The sequence below is a fragment of the Arthrobacter sp. 05T47 genome, assembly GCF_056395825.1.
In genome coordinates, this window is the sequence record NZ_JBFTKG010000028.1 from 1 (window position 1) to 16483 (window position 16483).

Genomic DNA, 16483 nt, shown 5'->3' on the forward strand with positions numbered 1-16483 from the left:
CCGACCGAACGCTCAAAGCGCCCGCTGGTGGAGAGGCTCCCGAGCTCCTTCAGGAGGCCCGGGACGCGGTCGACGTCGCCGGTGCTGCCCCGCTGGTCGATAGTCATGACGTACATGACCCCAGCCTAGGGAGGTGATTCTAAATAATCAATCATTTTAAACTGATTATTCTAAATCAGCCGAAATAAGCTTATATATGAAAATCAGCTGAAGCCGGCTGGAGCGGCCTGCGTGACGGCCGCTACCCGAAGAGGTTGACCGGCTTGACGATGTCCGCGTAGATCAGCAGCGCCCCCATGCCCATCAAGAGCACCGCCACCACGTASGTCACCGGGAGCAGCTTGGCGATGTCGAAGGCGCCGGGATCCGGGCGGCCAAACAGCTTGGCGATCTGGCGGCGGGCCCCCTCGTACAGCGCGCCCGCCACGTGTCCGCCGTCGAGCGGCAGCAGCGGAATGAGGTTGAAGACGGCCAGGGCGAAGTTCAGTCCGGCCAGCAARCCGATCAGGGCGGCGAAGCGGGACTGCAGCGGGACCTGCTCCATGGCGGCGACCTCGCCGGCCACGCGGCCCACGCCCACCACGCTGATGGGGCCGTTGGGATCCCGGGGTTCCTCGCTGAAGGCCGCCTTGGCCACCCCGGCCACGCGGGCGGGCARGTTGACCACAACGCCGGCSACCTGCGCGATGTTCTCCCCCGCCATCGGCAGCACGGACGACGCCGGCTGCTGTACCAGCGCCGTCTGGGCRCCGATGCCCAGGAAGCCGACGTCCTGGTACTGGAGGCTTCCGTCGGCGGCCTTGGCCTGCCGGCCGTCGGCGCCGATCACCGGCCGGGACGAGAGYACGGGCGTGACCGTGGTGTTGACCGKGGCGCCGCCGCGCTCCACGGTGATGCTGACCTGCCTGCCCGCCGAGGCGCGGATCCAGCCGGTGAGTTCGTCCCAGCTGGTSACGGCCTTGCCGTCGAAGGAGGTGACGGTGTCATTCGGTTTCAGCCCCGCGGCCGCGGCGGGSGTGAGCTTGCAGTCCGCCGAGTCCGGGTCCACGGTCTCGCCGGCCTTGACCTGGCACTTGGAGACATCGGCGATGGTGGTGGTCTGGCTGGCGGTCCCGAACCCCATCAAGAGCACGGCGGTCAACACGACACCGATCAGCAGGTTCATCACGGGCCCGCCGAGCATGATGATGACCTTCTTCCAGACCGGCAGCCTGTAGAAGACMCGGTTTTCGTCGCCGGGGCCGATTTCCTCGTGGGCCAGGGARCGGGCATCGGTTGCCAGCGACTGGAACATGCCGGTGCTGGACGGGCGGACRGTGCCGTCYTCCTTGTTCGGCGGRTACATCCCGATCATGGACACGTAGCCRCCCAACGGGATGGCCTTGAGGCCGTATTCGGTCTCGCCSCGCTTCCTGGACCAGACAGTGGGTCCGAAACCGATCATGTACTTSGTGACGCGGACTTTGAACAGCTTGGCCGGCAACAGGTGGCCGACTTCGTGCARGGCAATGGACACGGCGATGCCGATCGCCACGAAGACGACACCGAGGATAAAGAGGAGGACGGGGCTCATGTGCGTGATCTGCTGCTTCCTAGACGCTTCTGACGGCTAAACGTTCGTGGGTGCGGGCACGTGCCCATCTTTCAGCATCCAATACGGACTCCACCGTCAGCCCGGAGGATCCTGTGTGTTCGCTGAGCACGGCGTCGATCGTGTCCACAATGTCGGTGAAGCGGATCTGACCCGCGTGGAAGGCCATCACCGCCTCCTCGTTGGCGGCGTTGAACACCGCCGGGAAGGTGCTGCCCTGCCGGGCGGCGGCCTTGGCGAGGGCGACGGCGGGGAAGGCGACACCGTCCAGCGGCTCGAATGTCCAGCTGGTGGCTTTGCTCCAGTCGCACGCGCTCGCGGACCCGGGGACCCGGTCCGGCCAGCCGAGGCCCAGGGCAATGGGCAGGCGCATGTCCGGCGGCGAGGCCTGGGCGATCGTGGAGCCGTCGACGAACTGGACCATGGAGTGCACCACGGACTGMGGGTGGACCACRACGTCGATCTTCTCCAGGGGGATGTCGAAGAGCAGGTGCGCCTCGATYACCTCCAGGCCTTTGTTGACCAGGCTGGCGGAGTTGGTGGTGACCATTAGGCCCATGTCCCAGGTGGGGTGCGCGAGGGCATCCTGCGGCGAGACGTCATGCAGCTCCTCGCGGGWCTTGCCGCGGAACGGGCCGCCGGATGCCGTCAGGACCAGCCGGTCCACTTCGGCGGCGGAGCCGGAGCGCAGGCATTGGGCAATGGCCGAATGCTCAGAATCCACGGGGACGATCTGCCCCTCGCGCGCCGCGGCCTTGACCAGGGCGCCACCGACGATCAGGGATTCCTTGTTCGCCAGCGCCAGGGTGGCTCCGGATTTGAGGGCAGCCAGCGTGGGGGCCAGGCCGATGGAGCCGGTGATTCCGTTGAGGACGACGTCGGCGCTGATTTCCGCGATCCGTGTGGAGGCGTCCGGGCCGGTGATGATCTCGGGACGGTAGCCCGTCACGGAAGCCGCGCGGGCGGCGTCGTCGATCATKTCCCGAAGGGCGGTGGCCTCCCCGGAGGCGGCGCCGACGGCCCAGGCGCGGGTGTGCACGGCCTGCCGGGCCAGGAGYTCGAGGTTGCCGCCGCCGGCGCTGAGCGCCACGACCTCAAACAGGTGCGGGGCGCCGTCGACGACGTCAATCGCCTGTGTGCCGATGGAACCGGTGGACCCGAGGAGGACGATTTTGCGCGGCTGCATGGTTCAAGTATCCCGCACGGCGACGGCGACTTAGTTGAGGCGTAACGTGGAAAACGTGGAGTGGACCGCGTGGTTCGACGCGCCAGAGTACGAGTTCGCCCGGCAGGTGCTGCAGCGCGGCACTGCCACCCTCTACTTCGTGGCCTTCCTCTCCTCGCTCAACCAGTTCCCTGCCCTCCTCGGCGAGCGCGGCCTGTTGCCCGTGCCGGACTACCTCGAGGGCTTCAACCGGCTGGGCCGGCCCAGCCTGTTCCGCTGGCGCTACTCGGACCGGCTGCTGCGGACGGTCTGCTGGGGTGGCATGGCGATTGCCGCCACGATCGTTGCCGGGCTCCCCCAGCTCGGCCCGCCGTGGGTTCCGCTGCTCGCGTTCCTGGCCCTGTGGCTGCTGTACATGTCGATTGTGAACGTGGGGCAGACTTTTTACAGCTTCGGCTGGGAGATCCTGCTCCTGGAGGCCGGGTTCACTGTGGGGTTCCTCGGCTCAGACCAGACTCCCCCGCCCCGGACCATCCTGATCCTGCTGGCCTGGCTGGTGTTCCGGCTGGAGTTCGGCGCGGGCCTGATCAAGATCCGGGGCGGTTCCGAGTGGCGGGACCTGACGGCCCTGTACTACCACCACGAAACCCAGCCGATGCCGGGGCCGCTGAGCCGTCAGGCCCATCTGCTGCCCAAGGCRTGGCACCGGCTGGAGGTYCTGGGCAACCACTTCGCCCAACTCGTGGTCCCGTTCTTCCTCTTTGCCCCGCAGCCGYTGGCCAGCGCCGCCGCCGGGATCATCATCTTTACGCAGTTGTGGCTGGTGGCGAGCGGCAATTTCGCCTGGCTGAACTGGATGGCGATCATCCTGGCCTTCGCGGCGGTCAGYGATCCCGTGGCGCACGCCGTGGTGCCGGCACTCCCGCTTGACTGGCACGCCGCGTCCGCAGGAGCGGGATCCGGTGCCGCGTCGGGTGTCGGAAGCCAGGCGCCGCTCCCGTGGCTCGTGGTGGTCACGGTCGCCACCGTGTTCCTGGTGGTGCTGAGCTACCGGCCGATCGAGAACCTCTTCTCCCACCATCARCTGATGAACGCCTCGTTCAACCGCTGGCAGCTGGTGAACACCTACGGCGCGTTCGGCACCGTCACGAAGCGGCGGATCGAGATYGTGGTGGCGGGGACCCTCGAGGAGGAACCAGGGGACGACGCCGASTGGCGGGAGTACGGCTTCAAGGGCAARCCGGGAGACMTCCGGCGSCTGCCGCGCCAGTTCGCCCCGTACCATCTGCGGCTGGACTGGCTGATGTGGTTCCTGCCGCTGCGGACCGTCCACGAAGAGTGGTTCTATGCGTTCCTGGCCAAGCTGCTGGAGGCGGACCGGCCCATGCTGCGCCTGCTGCGCTACGACCCGTTCGACGGCGAACGGCCCCGCTGGGTGCGTGCCAGCAGCTATCTCTACCGGTTCACCACCCGGGCCGACTTCCGTGCGACGGGCCAGCGCTGGAACCGGACCCTGCTGTACGTCGCCATCCCGCCGTCGAGGCTGCCGCCGGAGCGCTGAGGCGCGTTTGCCGCACATGGCCGGAATGGGGTTGCCATTCCGGCCATGTGCGGCGAACCAGTGACACACCCCGGCTTAGACGGACACCTCTTCCTTCGCCGGTGCGGCCTCCAGTGTTGCCTGGCGGCGGCGCAGCCACCACGAGGCGACGAAGATCAGCGCCATGGAGATGTACACCACAAGGGCGAACGGCGAGCCRAAAAGGGCCGTGGGGTCGTTCTGCGACAGCTGCAGCGAGCGCCGCAGCTGCACCTCGAACATCGGGCCCAGGATCATCGCCACCACCATAGGCGCCACGGGGTAGCCGTAGCGGCGCATGAAGTARCCCAGGATGCCCACCACCAGCAGGATGCCGACGTCGCTCGGGGAGAAGTTCACCGAGAACGCGCCCAGGGCGGCGAACACCAGGATGCCTGCGTAGAGGTAGGGCCGGGGGATCTGCAGGATTTTTACCCACAGGCCCACGAGCGGGAGGTTCAGCACCAGCAGCATGAGGTTGCCGACATACAGCGAGGCGATCAGGGTCCAGACCAGCGCCCCCTGGTTTTCGAACAGGAGCGGYCCSGGCTGGATCTGGTAGCGCTGGAACGCCGTGAGCATCATGGCCGCCGTCGCCGTCGTCGGGATGCCGAGGGTCAGCAGCGGCACCAGGACCCCGGCAGCCGCGGCGTTGTTCGCCGCCTCCGGTCCGGCGACGCCTTCGATCGCGCCCTTGCCGAACTGGGCCTTGTTGGCGCCCCTGGCCAGCTTCCGCTCGGCGGCGTAGGACAGGAACGTGGAGACGTCCGCGCCGCCTGCCGGGACGGTGCCGATCGGGAACCCGATGAAGGTTCCGCGCAGCCATGGCTTCCAGGACCGCTGCCAGTCCTCCTTGGACAGCCAGGCGTTCTTGCCCTTGCTGACCGGGATGAGCTCCACGGGCCCGTGCCGSAGCTTGGASGCSACGTACAGCGCCTCMCCSAGGGCGAASAGGCCCACGGCCACSAGSACCATGTCGATGCCGTCCACCAGGGTGGGGTTGTCGAACGTGAAGCGCTGCTGGGCGGTGCTGTCATCGATGCCGATCAGGCCGATGAACAGTCCGAGGGCAAGGGAGGCCAGGCCGCGCAGGACTGAGGCGCCCAACAGCGCACCGACGGTCAGGAAGGCCACCACCATGAGGGCGACGTAGTCCACCGGACCGAGGCCGACGGCGAAGTCGGCCACCACGGGCGCCAGGAAGGTCAGCAGGACCGTGGCGATGGTCCCGGCGATGAAGGAGCCGATCGCCGCCGTCGCCAGGGCCGCCGCTCCCCTGCCGGCCTTGGCCATCTTGTTTCCCTCCAGCGCCGTGACGATCGAGGAGGATTCGCCGGGCGTGTTCAGCAGGATGGAGGTGGTGGAACCGCCGTACATGCCGCCGTARTAGATTCCGGCGAACACGATCAGCGCGGCGGCAGGATCCAGGGCGTAGGTGATGGGCATGAGCAGCGCYACGGTCATGGCGGGACCAATGCCGGGGAGRACGCCGACGGCGGTGCCGACGAACACCCCRCCCAGGGCGTASAGCAGGTAGACCGGCTGCAGCGCSGTGGTGAATCCTTCGAGCAGGAGCATGAAGCTATCCATGRAGGAACGGCACCCCCTCGAGCAGCGGGCCCGGCGGCAGGGATACGCCCAGCAGCCCGCCGAAGACGTACTGCAGCACCAGCGCCAGGACCACGGAAATGATGATCGCCTTCCACAACGGTTTGGCGTCCAGGGACCAGGCGGCACCGCTGAAGAGCACGGCGGCGGCCACCGGCCAGCCGGCSGGTTCGATYAGGAARATGTGCAGCACCACGAAGCCCACGAGTTTGGCCAGGGCCACCCAGTCGGTCTTGGCTGTCACGTCGAGGTCTTCGCTATCCTCGGCCTGGCCGACTTTGCCGCGGAGGACCTGCAGGACCACCCCGGCGCCGCACAGCACCAGCATGCCGCACACGATGTAGGGGAAGGCGCGCGGGCCGATGCCGGTCTCCGACGGCGGGATCGGAATGGATCCCGCCGTCAGCAGCCCCGCGGCGCCCACGCTGACGAACACGAGGGCGAAGAGGATCTCGCCCGTCGGCCGTTTGGCGGGCGTTGTTGCTTGTACGGACATTGTTACTTGACCAGGCCGATCTGGGTCAGCGTGGTCTTGACCTTGGCGATGTCTTCGGTCAGGAAGGTCTTGAAGCCGTCGCCGGCCAGGAAGGCGTCGTCCCAGTTGTTCTTGGTCAGGGTGGACTTCCAGGCCTCGGACGCGTGCAGCTTGGTGACGACGTCGGTCAGCTTCGCGCGCTGSGCGTCGTCGATGGAGCCCGGGGCCACCACGCCGCGCCAGTTGGTCAGCACGACGTCGATCCCCTGGTCCTTGAGCGGCTTGACCCCGGGCAGCGCCGGCGCCTCCGCCTTGCCGGAGACGGCGAGCGCCCGGACCTTGCCGGCCTTGACCTGCTCGGCRTACTCGCCCACGCCGGAGATGCCGGCCTGGACCTTGTTGCCGAGCAGCGCCGCGATGGATTCGCCGCCGCCGGARTAGCCGATGTAGTTCAGCTTGTCCGCCTCCACGCCCTGGGACTTCAGGATCTGCCCGGCCAGRATGTGGTCCGCGCCGCCGGCCGAGCCGCCRGTGATGGCCACSCCCTTGCCGTTGGCTTTGATGTCCGCCACGAGGTCGGCGACGGACTGRTACTTCGACGACGCCGGCACTACGAGGACCAGCGGTTCTTCGGTGAGCCGCGCGATCGGGGTGGTGTCTTCGAGCCGGGTCTTGGCGCCATTGGTCTCGACTGCRCCGACCATGACRTAGCCCATCACCATGAGGGTGTTGACGTCCTTCTCGGTGGCAAGCTTGGCGAGCCCRTTGGTTCCGCCGCCGCCGCCRATGTTGGTGACCTGGGCGGARGAGACCAGCTTGTTGGTCTGCAGGTCCTGCTGGATGGCGCGTCCGGTCTGGTCCCARCCGCCGCCMGGGTTGGCCGGGACGATGATGCTGAGCTTCTTGATCGGGTCGGCGCCCGCGGCCGTGCCGGCAGCCGTGCCGGTTCCGCTTCCAGCGCAGGCGGACATGGCCAGGACGACTCCGGCGGCACCGGCGATGAGGGCGGCGCGGCGGGTGTAGGCGGACCGCGTGAAAGTGGGCCGCGTGAAAGTGGGCCGGGTGAAAGTGGACTGCGTGAGAGTGGACTGGCCAGACATGGTTTCTCCTTGGGCGAATGTGATGCACATCATTGGAATCACGTCACTGACCCTAGGAGCGCCCGGCGACGGGCAACAGAATTTGGCCTTAGAGGTAGTAGTGGTCATATTGGTCACRGCCGCGGCCGTCTTTTTGGCGGGCGGMCGCCGCTGCCGATGGGAAACTTGTGACATGTTTCACAGGATTCCCCTACGGTTCCAGCTGGTCGCATTGCAGCTGGGCATCGTGCTGGCTGTCCTCACGGTGGTGGGGGCTGTGACCATCCGGATGCAGGAGCAACAGCTCCGGGATGCGTACAAGGGCCGGCTGATCGGCGTCGCCGAAAGTGTCGCCCAGCTGCCCTCGGTCATCARCGCGTTCGGAACGCCCTCGCCGGCCCAGACCATCCAGCCSATCGCGGAAGTCATCCGGCAGGCCTCCAATGTCACGTACGTGGTGGTGACAGACCGGCACGGCGTCCGGCAGTCGCACCCCAACCCTGCGGAAATCGGCCGGCCGGTCTCCACCGATCCCTCCGTGCCCCTGTCCGGGGAGATCTACGTGGGCACCCAGACCGGAACCCTCGGCGAGTCCTGGCGGGTCAAGGTCCCCATCTTCGACSGGACCGGSACCGTGATCGGCTCSGCCTCCGTGGGGGTGCTGGAGAGCACGCTGGCCGCCGACCTCCATGACGACATGCCACAGCTGTTCGCCTGGCTGCTCGGGGCCGCGCTCTTGAGCTCACTGGGCGCGATGTACGTCTCGAAACTGGTMTGGCGGCGGATCTACAAGCTTGAGCCCGAGGACATCGCTGCCCTGCTGGAAACGCGCGACGCCATGCTCCAYGGCCTGGGCGAAGGGCTCGTGGCRGTGGACGCAGACGGCAGGATCGCGCTGGTCAATGACGARGCCCGGCGCCTCCTCGGACTGTCAGCGGATATCACCGGGACGCCCGCCGCGGCAAGCCTGGAGCCGGCGGTCCACCGCCTGCTCTCGGCCGGGTCCGCCACGGAGGAACTGGTGCTCTCGGGAGAGCGGATCCTGCTGGGCAAGGTCAATGCCGCCACTGTCGACGACCGCGAAGTCGGCAAGGTGCTGATCCTGCGGGACCGCACGGAACTGCACACCGTCCTGCGTGACCGCGACGGCGCCGTGGACGTAACCCAGGCCCTCCGCGCCCAGGCGCACGAGTTCGCCAACAAACTGCACGTTATTTCCGGACTGCTGGAGCTCGGGAAGCAGGACAAGGCCATYGAATACCTTGGCCGCAGCCACAACGACGCCGTCTTCGCGAACCGGCCGCTGGCGCCCGGAATCACSGACCACGGRGTCCAGGCCCTGCTGATAGCCAAGTCCACAGTCTGCGCCGAGCGCGGCATCGACATTGTGGTCAGCCCGGATTCGGTGTGCTCCGCCGATGACTCRGGCGACGTCATCACGGTCCTGGGCAACYTGRTCGACAACGCCGTGGACGCCGCGGGCTTCGACAGCACCGTGGCCATCCGGCTCGGCGAGAGCGCCGACGGCGAGCGGACCATCGTGGTGGAGGACGACGGGCCCGGCGTCCCCGTTGCGGAACGCGCTAAAGTGTTCGAGCCCGGTGTGACCAGCAAGGAGGCCGAGGGGATCAACAGCCGCGGGTTTGGGCTGGCCCTGGTCCAGCGGGTTGCCCTCCGGCGCGGAGGCCGGGCCGCGGTATCCTCATCGGCATTGGGCGGAGCCTGCTTCTTGGTGGTGCTCAGGACAAAAGAGGCGGAACTACAGAAGCAATGAGCGCCATACGCACCCTCATCATCGACGATGACGTAGCAGTGGCCGGGATCCATCACGGGTTCCTGCTGGCACGCGGCGGATTCGACGTCGTGGCCATGGCCCACACCGGGCAGCAGGGCATCGATCTGGCCGCMGAGCTGGCRCCGGAGCTGGTGCTGCTGGACATTCATTTGCCGGACATGTCCGGCCTGGAYGTCCTGCAGCGGCTGCGCGGGCACCGGCGGCCKGTGGATGTCCTGGTCATTACSGCGTCCCGGGAACTCGATACGGTCCGTGGCGCGATGGCCGGCGGGGTGCTGCACTACCTGGTCAAGCCCTTTTCCTCGCAGGCRTTGAACGAACGGCTGGACGAGTACGTCATGCTGCGGGACGARCTGGCCTCGGGCGCCGCCGGGCCGCTGGACCAGGCCAGCATCGACCGCCTGGTGGCTCCCTCCCGCCGGTCCGCGCCGGCAGAGCCGGCCCAGCCGCCGGGCCAGGCTGCGCTGCGGCTGCCCAAGGGRCTCTCCCGTCCCACCCTGGACGCGGTCATCGAGGCGCTGAAGGCCAGCCCCGAGGACGTATCCGCCGCCGGCCTGGCGCTGCAACTGGGCCTGTCCCGGGTCAGCGCCCGCCGCTACCTTGAGTACCTYGTGGTTCACGGCCATGCCCGGCTGACGCCCCGCTACGGAGCGGCGGGCCGGCCGGAGAACCGCTACCTCTGGCGCCGCTGAGATTGCGGAGCCAAGGATCCARGCGTTGGGCGCCGAGGGTCAGGAGCTGACGTGGCCCGCGCGGCGCAGCGTCGATGCGGCGTGCTTGAGGATGGGCCCGTCGATCATCTTGCCCTTGAACGCGAACACGCCCGTGCCTGCCGCGGAGGCGGCGTCAAGCAGCTCGGCGGCCGCCGAGACGTCGGCCTCGGTGGGCGCGTAGGCTTCGCGGACCACGGCCACCTGGTCCGGGTGGATGCAGGCTTTGGAMGAGAAYCCGGACGCCACGGCGTCACGGGATTCCAGGGCCAGCCCGGCMAGATCCGGGATGTTGACATAGACGGCGTCGATCGCGTCCTTGCCGAAGGCGCCGGCGGCCAGGAGCACAYTGGAACGGGCGTGCAGCGCGACTGCCCGGTAGCTGCCGTCCTCGAACCGGCTGGAGGTTCCGCCGAGCGAGGCGAGMAGGTCTTCCGCGCCCCACATCAGGGCCACCACGTTGGGTTCGGCGGCGATGGCTGCGGCGTTGAGGACKCCCGCGGCCGTCTCGCAGAGGGCAATCACGCTGTAGCCCTGGAGTTCCTTGAGTTGGGCGGCGCTCTCGGCCTTGGCCAGCATGATGTGCCGGTAGGGCGTGTGCTTGAGGCAGTGCAGGTCCTTCTCGAACTCGTCCGTGCCGGCGGGATTGACCCGGATGATGGTGCGGCTCGGGTCCAGTTCCGGGACGTCGCCGGTGGCGCCCAGCTGGGCGAGGATGGCGCCGCGGGCCCGCTGCTTGTCGGCGGGCGCGACGGCGTCCTCGAGGTCCACGATCACGGTATCGGAGCGCTCGGCGGCCTTCTGGTACCGCTCRGGGCGGTCGGCGGGGCAGAACAGCAGGGCAGGACCCATCAGGAAACTCATGTTTCTATTGTCCCCTTTTGCGCGGCTTCCAGCTCGGCAGCCGCGTGSGCCTCGCGTGTCCACATCAGGCAGCTGCGGGCAGCCAGCGCCACCACCTCGCCATGCTGGTTGCGTCCGGTGTGCTGCATGGTCACGATTCCCTGCCCGGGGCGGGACGCGGACAGCCTTTTCCCGGTGACCAGTGTCTCCGTGTACAGCGTGTCCCCGTGGTACAGCGGGCGCGGAAAGGACACGTCCGTCAGKCCCAGCTGGGCGATGATGGTSCCCTGGGTCAGCTGMGGCACCGACTGGCCCACCACGGTGGCGAGGGTGAACATCGAATTCATCAGCCGCTGGCCGAAYGGCTGCCCSGCGCTCCAGGCCGCGTCCAGGTGCAGGGCCTGGGTGTTCATGGTCATGGTGGTGAACAGGACRTTGTCCGTCTCCGTSACSGTCCGGCCSGGCCGGTGSGCGTARACCACGCCCTCCTGRAGCTCRTCGAARTAGAGGCCGCGCTGTTCAATCACCCGGGGGGTGCCGGCAKCGGGGCTTGGGGAGGGCCGGTCGGCGTCGCTCATACAGTCAGTTCCTGGTCTTCCTCRAARAGTTCGGCTCCGGTGGCGGCCACGACGTCCTCAACGGTGACGTCGGGAGCCAGTTCCCGCAGCACCAGCCGGGACTGCCCGGCCTCGGTCACGACGTCGATCACGGCGAGGTCGGTGATGATCCGGTCCACACAGCCCTTGCCGGTCAGCGGCAGCGTGCACGATTCAACGATTTTCGGCTTGCCGTTGCGGTCCACGTGGTCCATCATCACGATCACCTTCTTGGCCCCGAACACGAGGTCCATSGCGCCGCCCATGCCCTTGACCATCTTGCCCGGGATCATCCAGTTGGCGAGGTCSCCRTTKGCGGCCACTTCCATGGCGCCSAGCACSGCSACATCGACGTGCCCGCCCCGGATCATRCCGAAGGAGGCTGCGGAATCGAAGAACGCCGCACCCTTGTTGACCGTGACGGTTTCCTTGCCGGCATTGATCAGGTCCGGATCGATCTCATCCTCRGCCGGGTASGGCCCSACGCCCAGGATGCCGTTCTCCGAGTGCAGCACSACCTCGACGCCGGCCGGAATGTAGTTGGGGATCAGCGTCGGCATCCCGATGCCAAGRTTGACRTACTGGCCGTTGTGCAGCTCCTGCGCCACCCGCGCGGCGAGTTCGTTGCGGTTCCAGCCCTTCGTTTCAGTACCGGGGGCGTGTTCGACGGCGGAGCGCCGGTATTCGTGGCGCACGGCCTCGGGACGGGGCGGCGCRCCCTGGGCGTTGTTTGTTTCCACGGCTATGCTCCTGCCTGGTTTGGTGTGCCGGGGGCAGCCGAAACTGCGACCGTCCGCTTCTCGATGCGTTTCTCCCCCTGCGGGGCCAGRACCACGCGCTGGACGAAGATCCCCGGAACGTGSACGTGCTCCGGGTCCAGCTCCCCCGGCTGCACRAGTTCCTCGACCTCGGCGATYGTGATCTTCCCGGCCATGGCGCACAGCGGGTTGAAATTCATCGCGGTGGCGTGGAAGACGAGGTTGCCGTGGCGGTCCCCCTTCCAGGCGTGCACCAGGCCGAAGTCGGGCGTCAGCGACTCTTCCAGCACGTAGTCGGCGCCGTTAAAGCTGCGGACCTCCTTCGGGGCGGAGGCRATCGCGACGTTACCCTCGGCGTCGTACTTCTGCGGCAGCCCGCCGTCGGAGACCTGGGTSCCGACGCCGGCCGGCGTGTAGAAGGCGGGAATGCCGGCACCGCCGGCGCGCAGCTTTTCGGCCAGGGTGCCCTGCGGGGTGAGGACCACCTCGAGCTCACCGGCMAGGTACTGCCGGGCGAACTCCTTGTTCTCCCCGACGTAGGAGCTGATGGTGCGCCGGATCCGGCCGTCCTTGAGCAGGATCCCGAGTCCCCAGTCGTCCACGCCGCAGTTGTTGCTCACGGTTTCCAGATCCGTGGCGCCGCGCTGGTGCAGCGCCTCGATGAGGGTCACGGGGATGCCGCAGAGCCCGAACCCTCCCACGGCGAGGGAGGCGCCGTCGTGGATGTCCGCGACAGCCTCGGCTGCGCTGGCGACTACTTTGTTGATCATCAGGATCCTTCCGGCCGGCTACAGTCCCAGTTCGCGGGCGATCAGCATCAGCTGGACCTCCGTGGTGCCTTCGCCGATTTCGAGGATCTTGGAGTCGCGGTAGTGGCGTGCCACGGTGAATTCGTTGATGAAGCCATAGCCGCCGAACACCTGGGTGGCGTCCCGCGCGTTGTCCATGGCTGCCTCGCCTGCGACCATCTTAGCGATGGCCGCCTGCGTCTTGAACGGCTTGCCGGCAAGCATCCGGGCGGCCGCGTCGTAGTAGGCCAGGCGGGCCGTGTGGGCGCGGGCTTCCATCCGGGCAATCTTGAACGCGATGGCCTGGTACTTGCCGATGTTCTGCCCGAAYGCGCTGCGTTCCTTGGCGTACTTCACCGACTGGTCCACGCAGCCCTGGGCCGCGCCGACGGCCAGCGCCGCGATMGCGATCCGGCCCTCGTCCAGGATGGACAGGAAGTTGGCGTAGCCGCGGCCCTGGGTGCCGAGCAGGTTGGCTTCGGGGACGTGGACGTTGTCCAGCGTGAGCGGGTGGGTGTCCGAGGCGTTCCAGCCGACCTTGTTGTAGGCCTTCTCCGCCGTGAACCCCGGGGTGTTGGTGGGCACCAGGATGGTGGAGATCTCCTTCTTGATGCTGCCGTCCGGACGTTCTTCCTGGCCGGTGACGGCSGTGACGGTGACGAGCTTGGTGATGTCCGTGCCGGAGTTGGTGATGAACGCCTTGTTGCCGTTGATGACCCATTCACCGCCGCCSAGTTTGGCCGTGGTCTTGGTGCCGCCGGCGTCCGAGCCGGCCTCGGGCTCGGTCAGGCCGAAGCCGGCGAGGGCCTTGCCGGAGGCGAGCAGGGGCAGCCATTCCTCTTTTTGGGCGTCGTTGCCGAAGCGGTGGATCGGCATGGCGCCGAGGGAGACGCCGGCCTCCAGGGTGATGGCGACGGACTGGTCCACGCGGCCGAGCTGTTCCAGCGCGAGGGCCAGGGCGAAGTAGTCCCCGCCCATGCCGCCGAACTCTTCCGGGAAGGGCAGGCCGAAGAGGCCCATGTCCGCCATCTGGGAGACGACCTCGTAGGGGAAGCTGTGTTCCTCGTCGTGCTTGGCGGAAACGGGGGCCACTACTTCGTCGGCGAATTCGCGGACGGTGTTGCTGAGGTCCTGGTAGTCCTCGCTGAGCTCAAAATCCGGCATGGGGGGTGACTCCTTTGTCTGATGTAAATCCGCGGTCTGGTGATGGTGTCTGGTGATGGTKTGTGCTGCTGTTTTTCTGCAAAAGCTGCTCCGTGGCCGCCCGGTCAGAAAGTTTGTTAGTCGGCCGCGCCCATTGCGATCACGGCTTCCTCGATCGTGTCCTCGGCGGCGTTCTCCGCCGGGGACGGAGCATGGACCGCGGGGTGGACGGTGGCGAGCACCTGGTCTGCCTTCACGAGGTCCCCGGGACCGACGCTGATGTGGACTGTTCCCTCGAGCGGCGCCACGAGCTGGTGCTCCATCTTCATCGCCTCCACGGAGAGCAGYACCTGGCCGGCTTCCACCGTGTCGCCGTCGCTGACGGAGACGGACACCACCGTCCCTGGCATCGGCGAGCGCACGGCCGGGTCGGCGGCGCCTTCCTCGCGTTCGATCGCGGCCAGYACCCGGGCGAGCCGGGACTCGCGGGTGAGCACCTCCAGGCGGCAGGACCAGCCCTCGTTGCCGAGGAAGAGCTCGTGTGGGTCGCCGGAGGCCGGGCCGCTCTGGTCCGGTGTTCCCGGGCCCTCAGGCGTCGACACCAGCGCGTATTCCCGTGCTTCGCCATCGAGGGTCAGCTCGGCGTGGTTGCGCTTGGGGAAACGAAGCGATGCCGTGCGTTCCGGCCCGCCGTCGACACTCACCKCCGCGGTGCCCTGCCCGACGGCGCCGGACACCGTCACCGTGGCGACGCCGCCGCCKGGCGTGCCCAGGCTGATCCGCCGCGGGGCAGGCACACCGATCCGCCAGCCGTCGCGCCGGCTCCACGGGCCTCCCCCGGGGTTCCGTGCATCGYGTTCCTCCATCGCAGCGGCGAATACSGCGGCGGCAGCTGCCTCGAAGTCGCCCACGCGGCGGAAAGAGAACTCCGGCATCTTGCGCTCGATCAGGCCGGTGTCGAGCCGGCCGGCGCGGACGTCGGCGTCGYTGATCAGCAGCCGCAGGTACTCGATGTTGGTGTCGATGCCCAGCGCCGTGTACCCGGCGAGCGCCCGGTCCAGGGTGTCCAGGGCTTCGGTGCGGTYCCGGCCCCACGCGATGACCTTGGAAATCATGGGGTCGTAGCTGGAGGAGATTTGGAGGCCCTCGACAAGGGACGAGTCGACCCGGACCTGGCCATCGGCGTGATCGGGCATTTCGTCCAGCAGGACCACCCGCCCCGTGGAGGGCAGGAAATTCTTCTCCGGYACCTCGGCGTAGACGCGGGCCTCCACCGAGTGTCCGGTGAGCACGACGTCGTCCTGGGCCACCGTGAGTTCCTCGCCTGCGGCGATCCGGACCTGCCATTCGACGAGGTCGACGCCGGTGACCATCTCGGTGACGGGGTGTTCSACCTGSAGSCGGGTGTTCATTTCCATGAAGAAGAATTCGTCYGGGGCGTTGTCCGAGACCAGGAACTCSACSGTGCCGGCGCCGGAGTACTTGACGCTGCGGGCCGCGTTGCAGGCGGCCTCGCCGATCCGGGCCCGGATGTCCGCCCCGTCGGGCAGGGATTCCAGCAGCGGGGAGGGAGCTTCCTCGATGACCTTCTGGTGSCGGCGCTGCAGSGAGCACTCGCGCTCCCCCAGGTGGATGACGTTGCCGTGRTTGTCGGCGAGGACCTGGACCTCGATGTGSCGCGGGGTGAGCACGAGCCGTTCCAGGAACAGGGTGTCGTCGCCGAAGGCACTCGCSGCGACCCGGCGGGCCGTGGCCAGGGTGGCTGCCAGGTCCTCGGGGCGTTCCACGATGTGCATACCCTTGCCGCCGCCGCCGGCTGAGGGCTTGATCAGCAGCGGGAAGCCGACGCCGGCCGCGGCCTCGATCAGCTGCGCGTCCGTCATCCCCGGTTCGGCGATGCCCGGGACCACCGGCACTCCGTAGCCGGTGACGTGGTTCTTCGAGCGGATCTTGTCGCCCATGACATTCAGTGATTCCACGCCCGGGCCGATGAAGGTGATTCCGGCTTCGGCCAGGGCACGGGCGAAGTCGACGTTCTCGCTCAGGAAGCCGTAGCCCGGGTGCACGGCCTCGGCCCCAGTATCGCGGCAGGCCTGGATGATGGCCTCGATCTTCAGGTAGCTCTCGGTGGCCGCGGCCGGRCCGATCCGCACCGCCACGTCGGCTTCRCGCACGTGCCGGGCGCCGGCGTCGGCGTCGGAATAGACCGCCACCGAACGGATGCCCAGGGCCCGCAGGGACCGGATGACGCGGCAGGCGATCTCGCCGCGGTTGGCGACCAGCACGGCGCCGAACAGGGGCTTGCGGGGGGTCGAGGGTGCACTCGAGGAAGAGGAAGTAATTGTCATTGCTG

At 67.9% G+C, this 16483-nt stretch carries 14 protein-coding genes; 3 read left to right on the plus strand and 11 right to left on the minus strand.

The window, feature by feature from the left end; genetic code table 11:
• Positions 1-241: 241 nt before the first annotated feature.
• Together AC1DEY_RS17030 and dxr are read right to left on the minus strand one after the other, a co-directional pair.
• A complete protein-coding gene (locus tag AC1DEY_RS17030; protein WP_476868996.1) occupies positions 242-1573 on the minus strand; it encodes a M50 family metallopeptidase in 1332 nt (443 codons plus the stop codon).
• Positions 1574-1592: 19 nt separating this feature from the next.
• Positions 1593-2777: a 1-deoxy-D-xylulose-5-phosphate reductoisomerase gene (gene dxr / locus AC1DEY_RS17035; protein WP_476868997.1), complete on the minus strand. Its 1185-nt coding sequence runs from the start codon at positions 2775-2777 to the stop codon at positions 1593-1595.
• Between the two features lie 55 nt (positions 2778-2832).
• Between dxr and AC1DEY_RS17040 the strand changes: the two genes are divergently transcribed.
• The gene (locus AC1DEY_RS17040) at positions 2833-4317 is read left to right on the plus strand and encodes a lipase maturation factor family protein (protein ID WP_476868998.1); all 1485 of its coding nucleotides are present in this window, start codon (positions 2833-2835) and stop codon (positions 4315-4317) included.
• A 75-nt stretch (positions 4318-4392) separates the two neighbouring features.
• Here AC1DEY_RS17040 and AC1DEY_RS17045 read toward each other — a convergent pair whose 3' ends face one another.
• Genes AC1DEY_RS17045 through AC1DEY_RS17055 form a run of 3 tightly spaced genes read right to left on the minus strand, consistent with a single transcriptional unit; the run spans position 4393 to position 7518 of the window.
• Entirely contained in the window at positions 4393-5925 is a 1533-nt protein-coding gene (locus AC1DEY_RS17045) for a tripartite tricarboxylate transporter permease (protein WP_476868999.1), read from the minus strand.
• Entirely contained in the window at positions 5918-6439 is a 522-nt protein-coding gene (locus tag AC1DEY_RS17050) for a tripartite tricarboxylate transporter TctB family protein (RefSeq protein WP_476869000.1), read from the minus strand. The genes AC1DEY_RS17045 and AC1DEY_RS17050 overlap by 8 nt, the downstream gene beginning before the upstream one ends.
• A 2-nt stretch (positions 6440-6441) precedes the next feature.
• Complete coding sequence (locus tag AC1DEY_RS17055) at positions 6442-7518, minus strand: Bug family tripartite tricarboxylate transporter substrate binding protein (RefSeq protein ID WP_476869001.1); 1077 nt, start codon at positions 7516-7518, stop codon at positions 6442-6444.
• A gap of 172 nt (positions 7519-7690) precedes the next feature.
• Here AC1DEY_RS17055 and AC1DEY_RS17060 point away from each other — a divergent pair, with 172 nt between their 5' ends.
• Both AC1DEY_RS17060 and AC1DEY_RS17065 read left to right on the plus strand, forming a co-directional pair.
• Positions 7691-9271: an ATP-binding protein gene (locus tag AC1DEY_RS17060; protein WP_476869002.1), complete on the plus strand. Its 1581-nt coding sequence runs from the start codon at positions 7691-7693 to the stop codon at positions 9269-9271.
• Positions 9268-9984: a response regulator gene (locus tag AC1DEY_RS17065; protein ID WP_476869003.1), complete on the plus strand. Its 717-nt coding sequence runs from the start codon at positions 9268-9270 to the stop codon at positions 9982-9984. The genes AC1DEY_RS17060 and AC1DEY_RS17065 overlap by 4 nt, the downstream gene beginning before the upstream one ends.
• Before the next feature lie 39 nt (positions 9985-10023).
• Here the strand turns inward: AC1DEY_RS17065 and AC1DEY_RS17070 are convergent, their stop codons facing one another.
• The 6 genes from AC1DEY_RS17070 to AC1DEY_RS17095 all read right to left on the minus strand — a co-directional run bounded on the left by AC1DEY_RS17070 (position 10024) and on the right by AC1DEY_RS17095 (position 16478).
• Positions 10024-10866 carry an HpcH/HpaI aldolase/citrate lyase family protein gene (locus tag AC1DEY_RS17070; RefSeq protein ID WP_476869004.1) on the minus strand — a complete coding sequence of 281 codons (843 nt, stop codon included), beginning with the start codon at positions 10864-10866 and terminating at the stop codon, positions 10024-10026.
• A complete protein-coding gene (locus AC1DEY_RS17075) occupies positions 10863-11423 on the minus strand; it encodes a MaoC family dehydratase (RefSeq protein WP_476869005.1) in 561 nt (186 codons plus the stop codon). The genes AC1DEY_RS17070 and AC1DEY_RS17075 overlap by 4 nt, the downstream gene beginning before the upstream one ends.
• A complete protein-coding gene (locus AC1DEY_RS17080) occupies positions 11420-12181 on the minus strand; it encodes a CoA transferase subunit B (RefSeq protein ID WP_441409380.1) in 762 nt (253 codons plus the stop codon). The genes AC1DEY_RS17075 and AC1DEY_RS17080 overlap by 4 nt, the downstream gene beginning before the upstream one ends.
• A 2-nt stretch (positions 12182-12183) precedes the next feature.
• Entirely contained in the window at positions 12184-12969 is a 786-nt protein-coding gene (locus AC1DEY_RS17085) for a CoA transferase subunit A (RefSeq protein WP_441409379.1), read from the minus strand.
• 18 nt (positions 12970-12987) lie between these two features.
• On the minus strand, positions 12988-14151 hold the full coding sequence (locus tag AC1DEY_RS17090; protein ID WP_441409378.1) for an acyl-CoA dehydrogenase family protein: 1164 nt from the start codon (positions 14149-14151) through the stop codon (positions 12988-12990).
• Between the two features lie 116 nt (positions 14152-14267).
• Positions 14268-16478, minus strand: coding sequence for an acetyl/propionyl/methylcrotonyl-CoA carboxylase subunit alpha (locus AC1DEY_RS17095; RefSeq protein WP_476869006.1), 2211 nt, complete (start codon positions 16476-16478; stop codon positions 14268-14270).
• Positions 16479-16483: the final 5 nt, after the last annotated feature.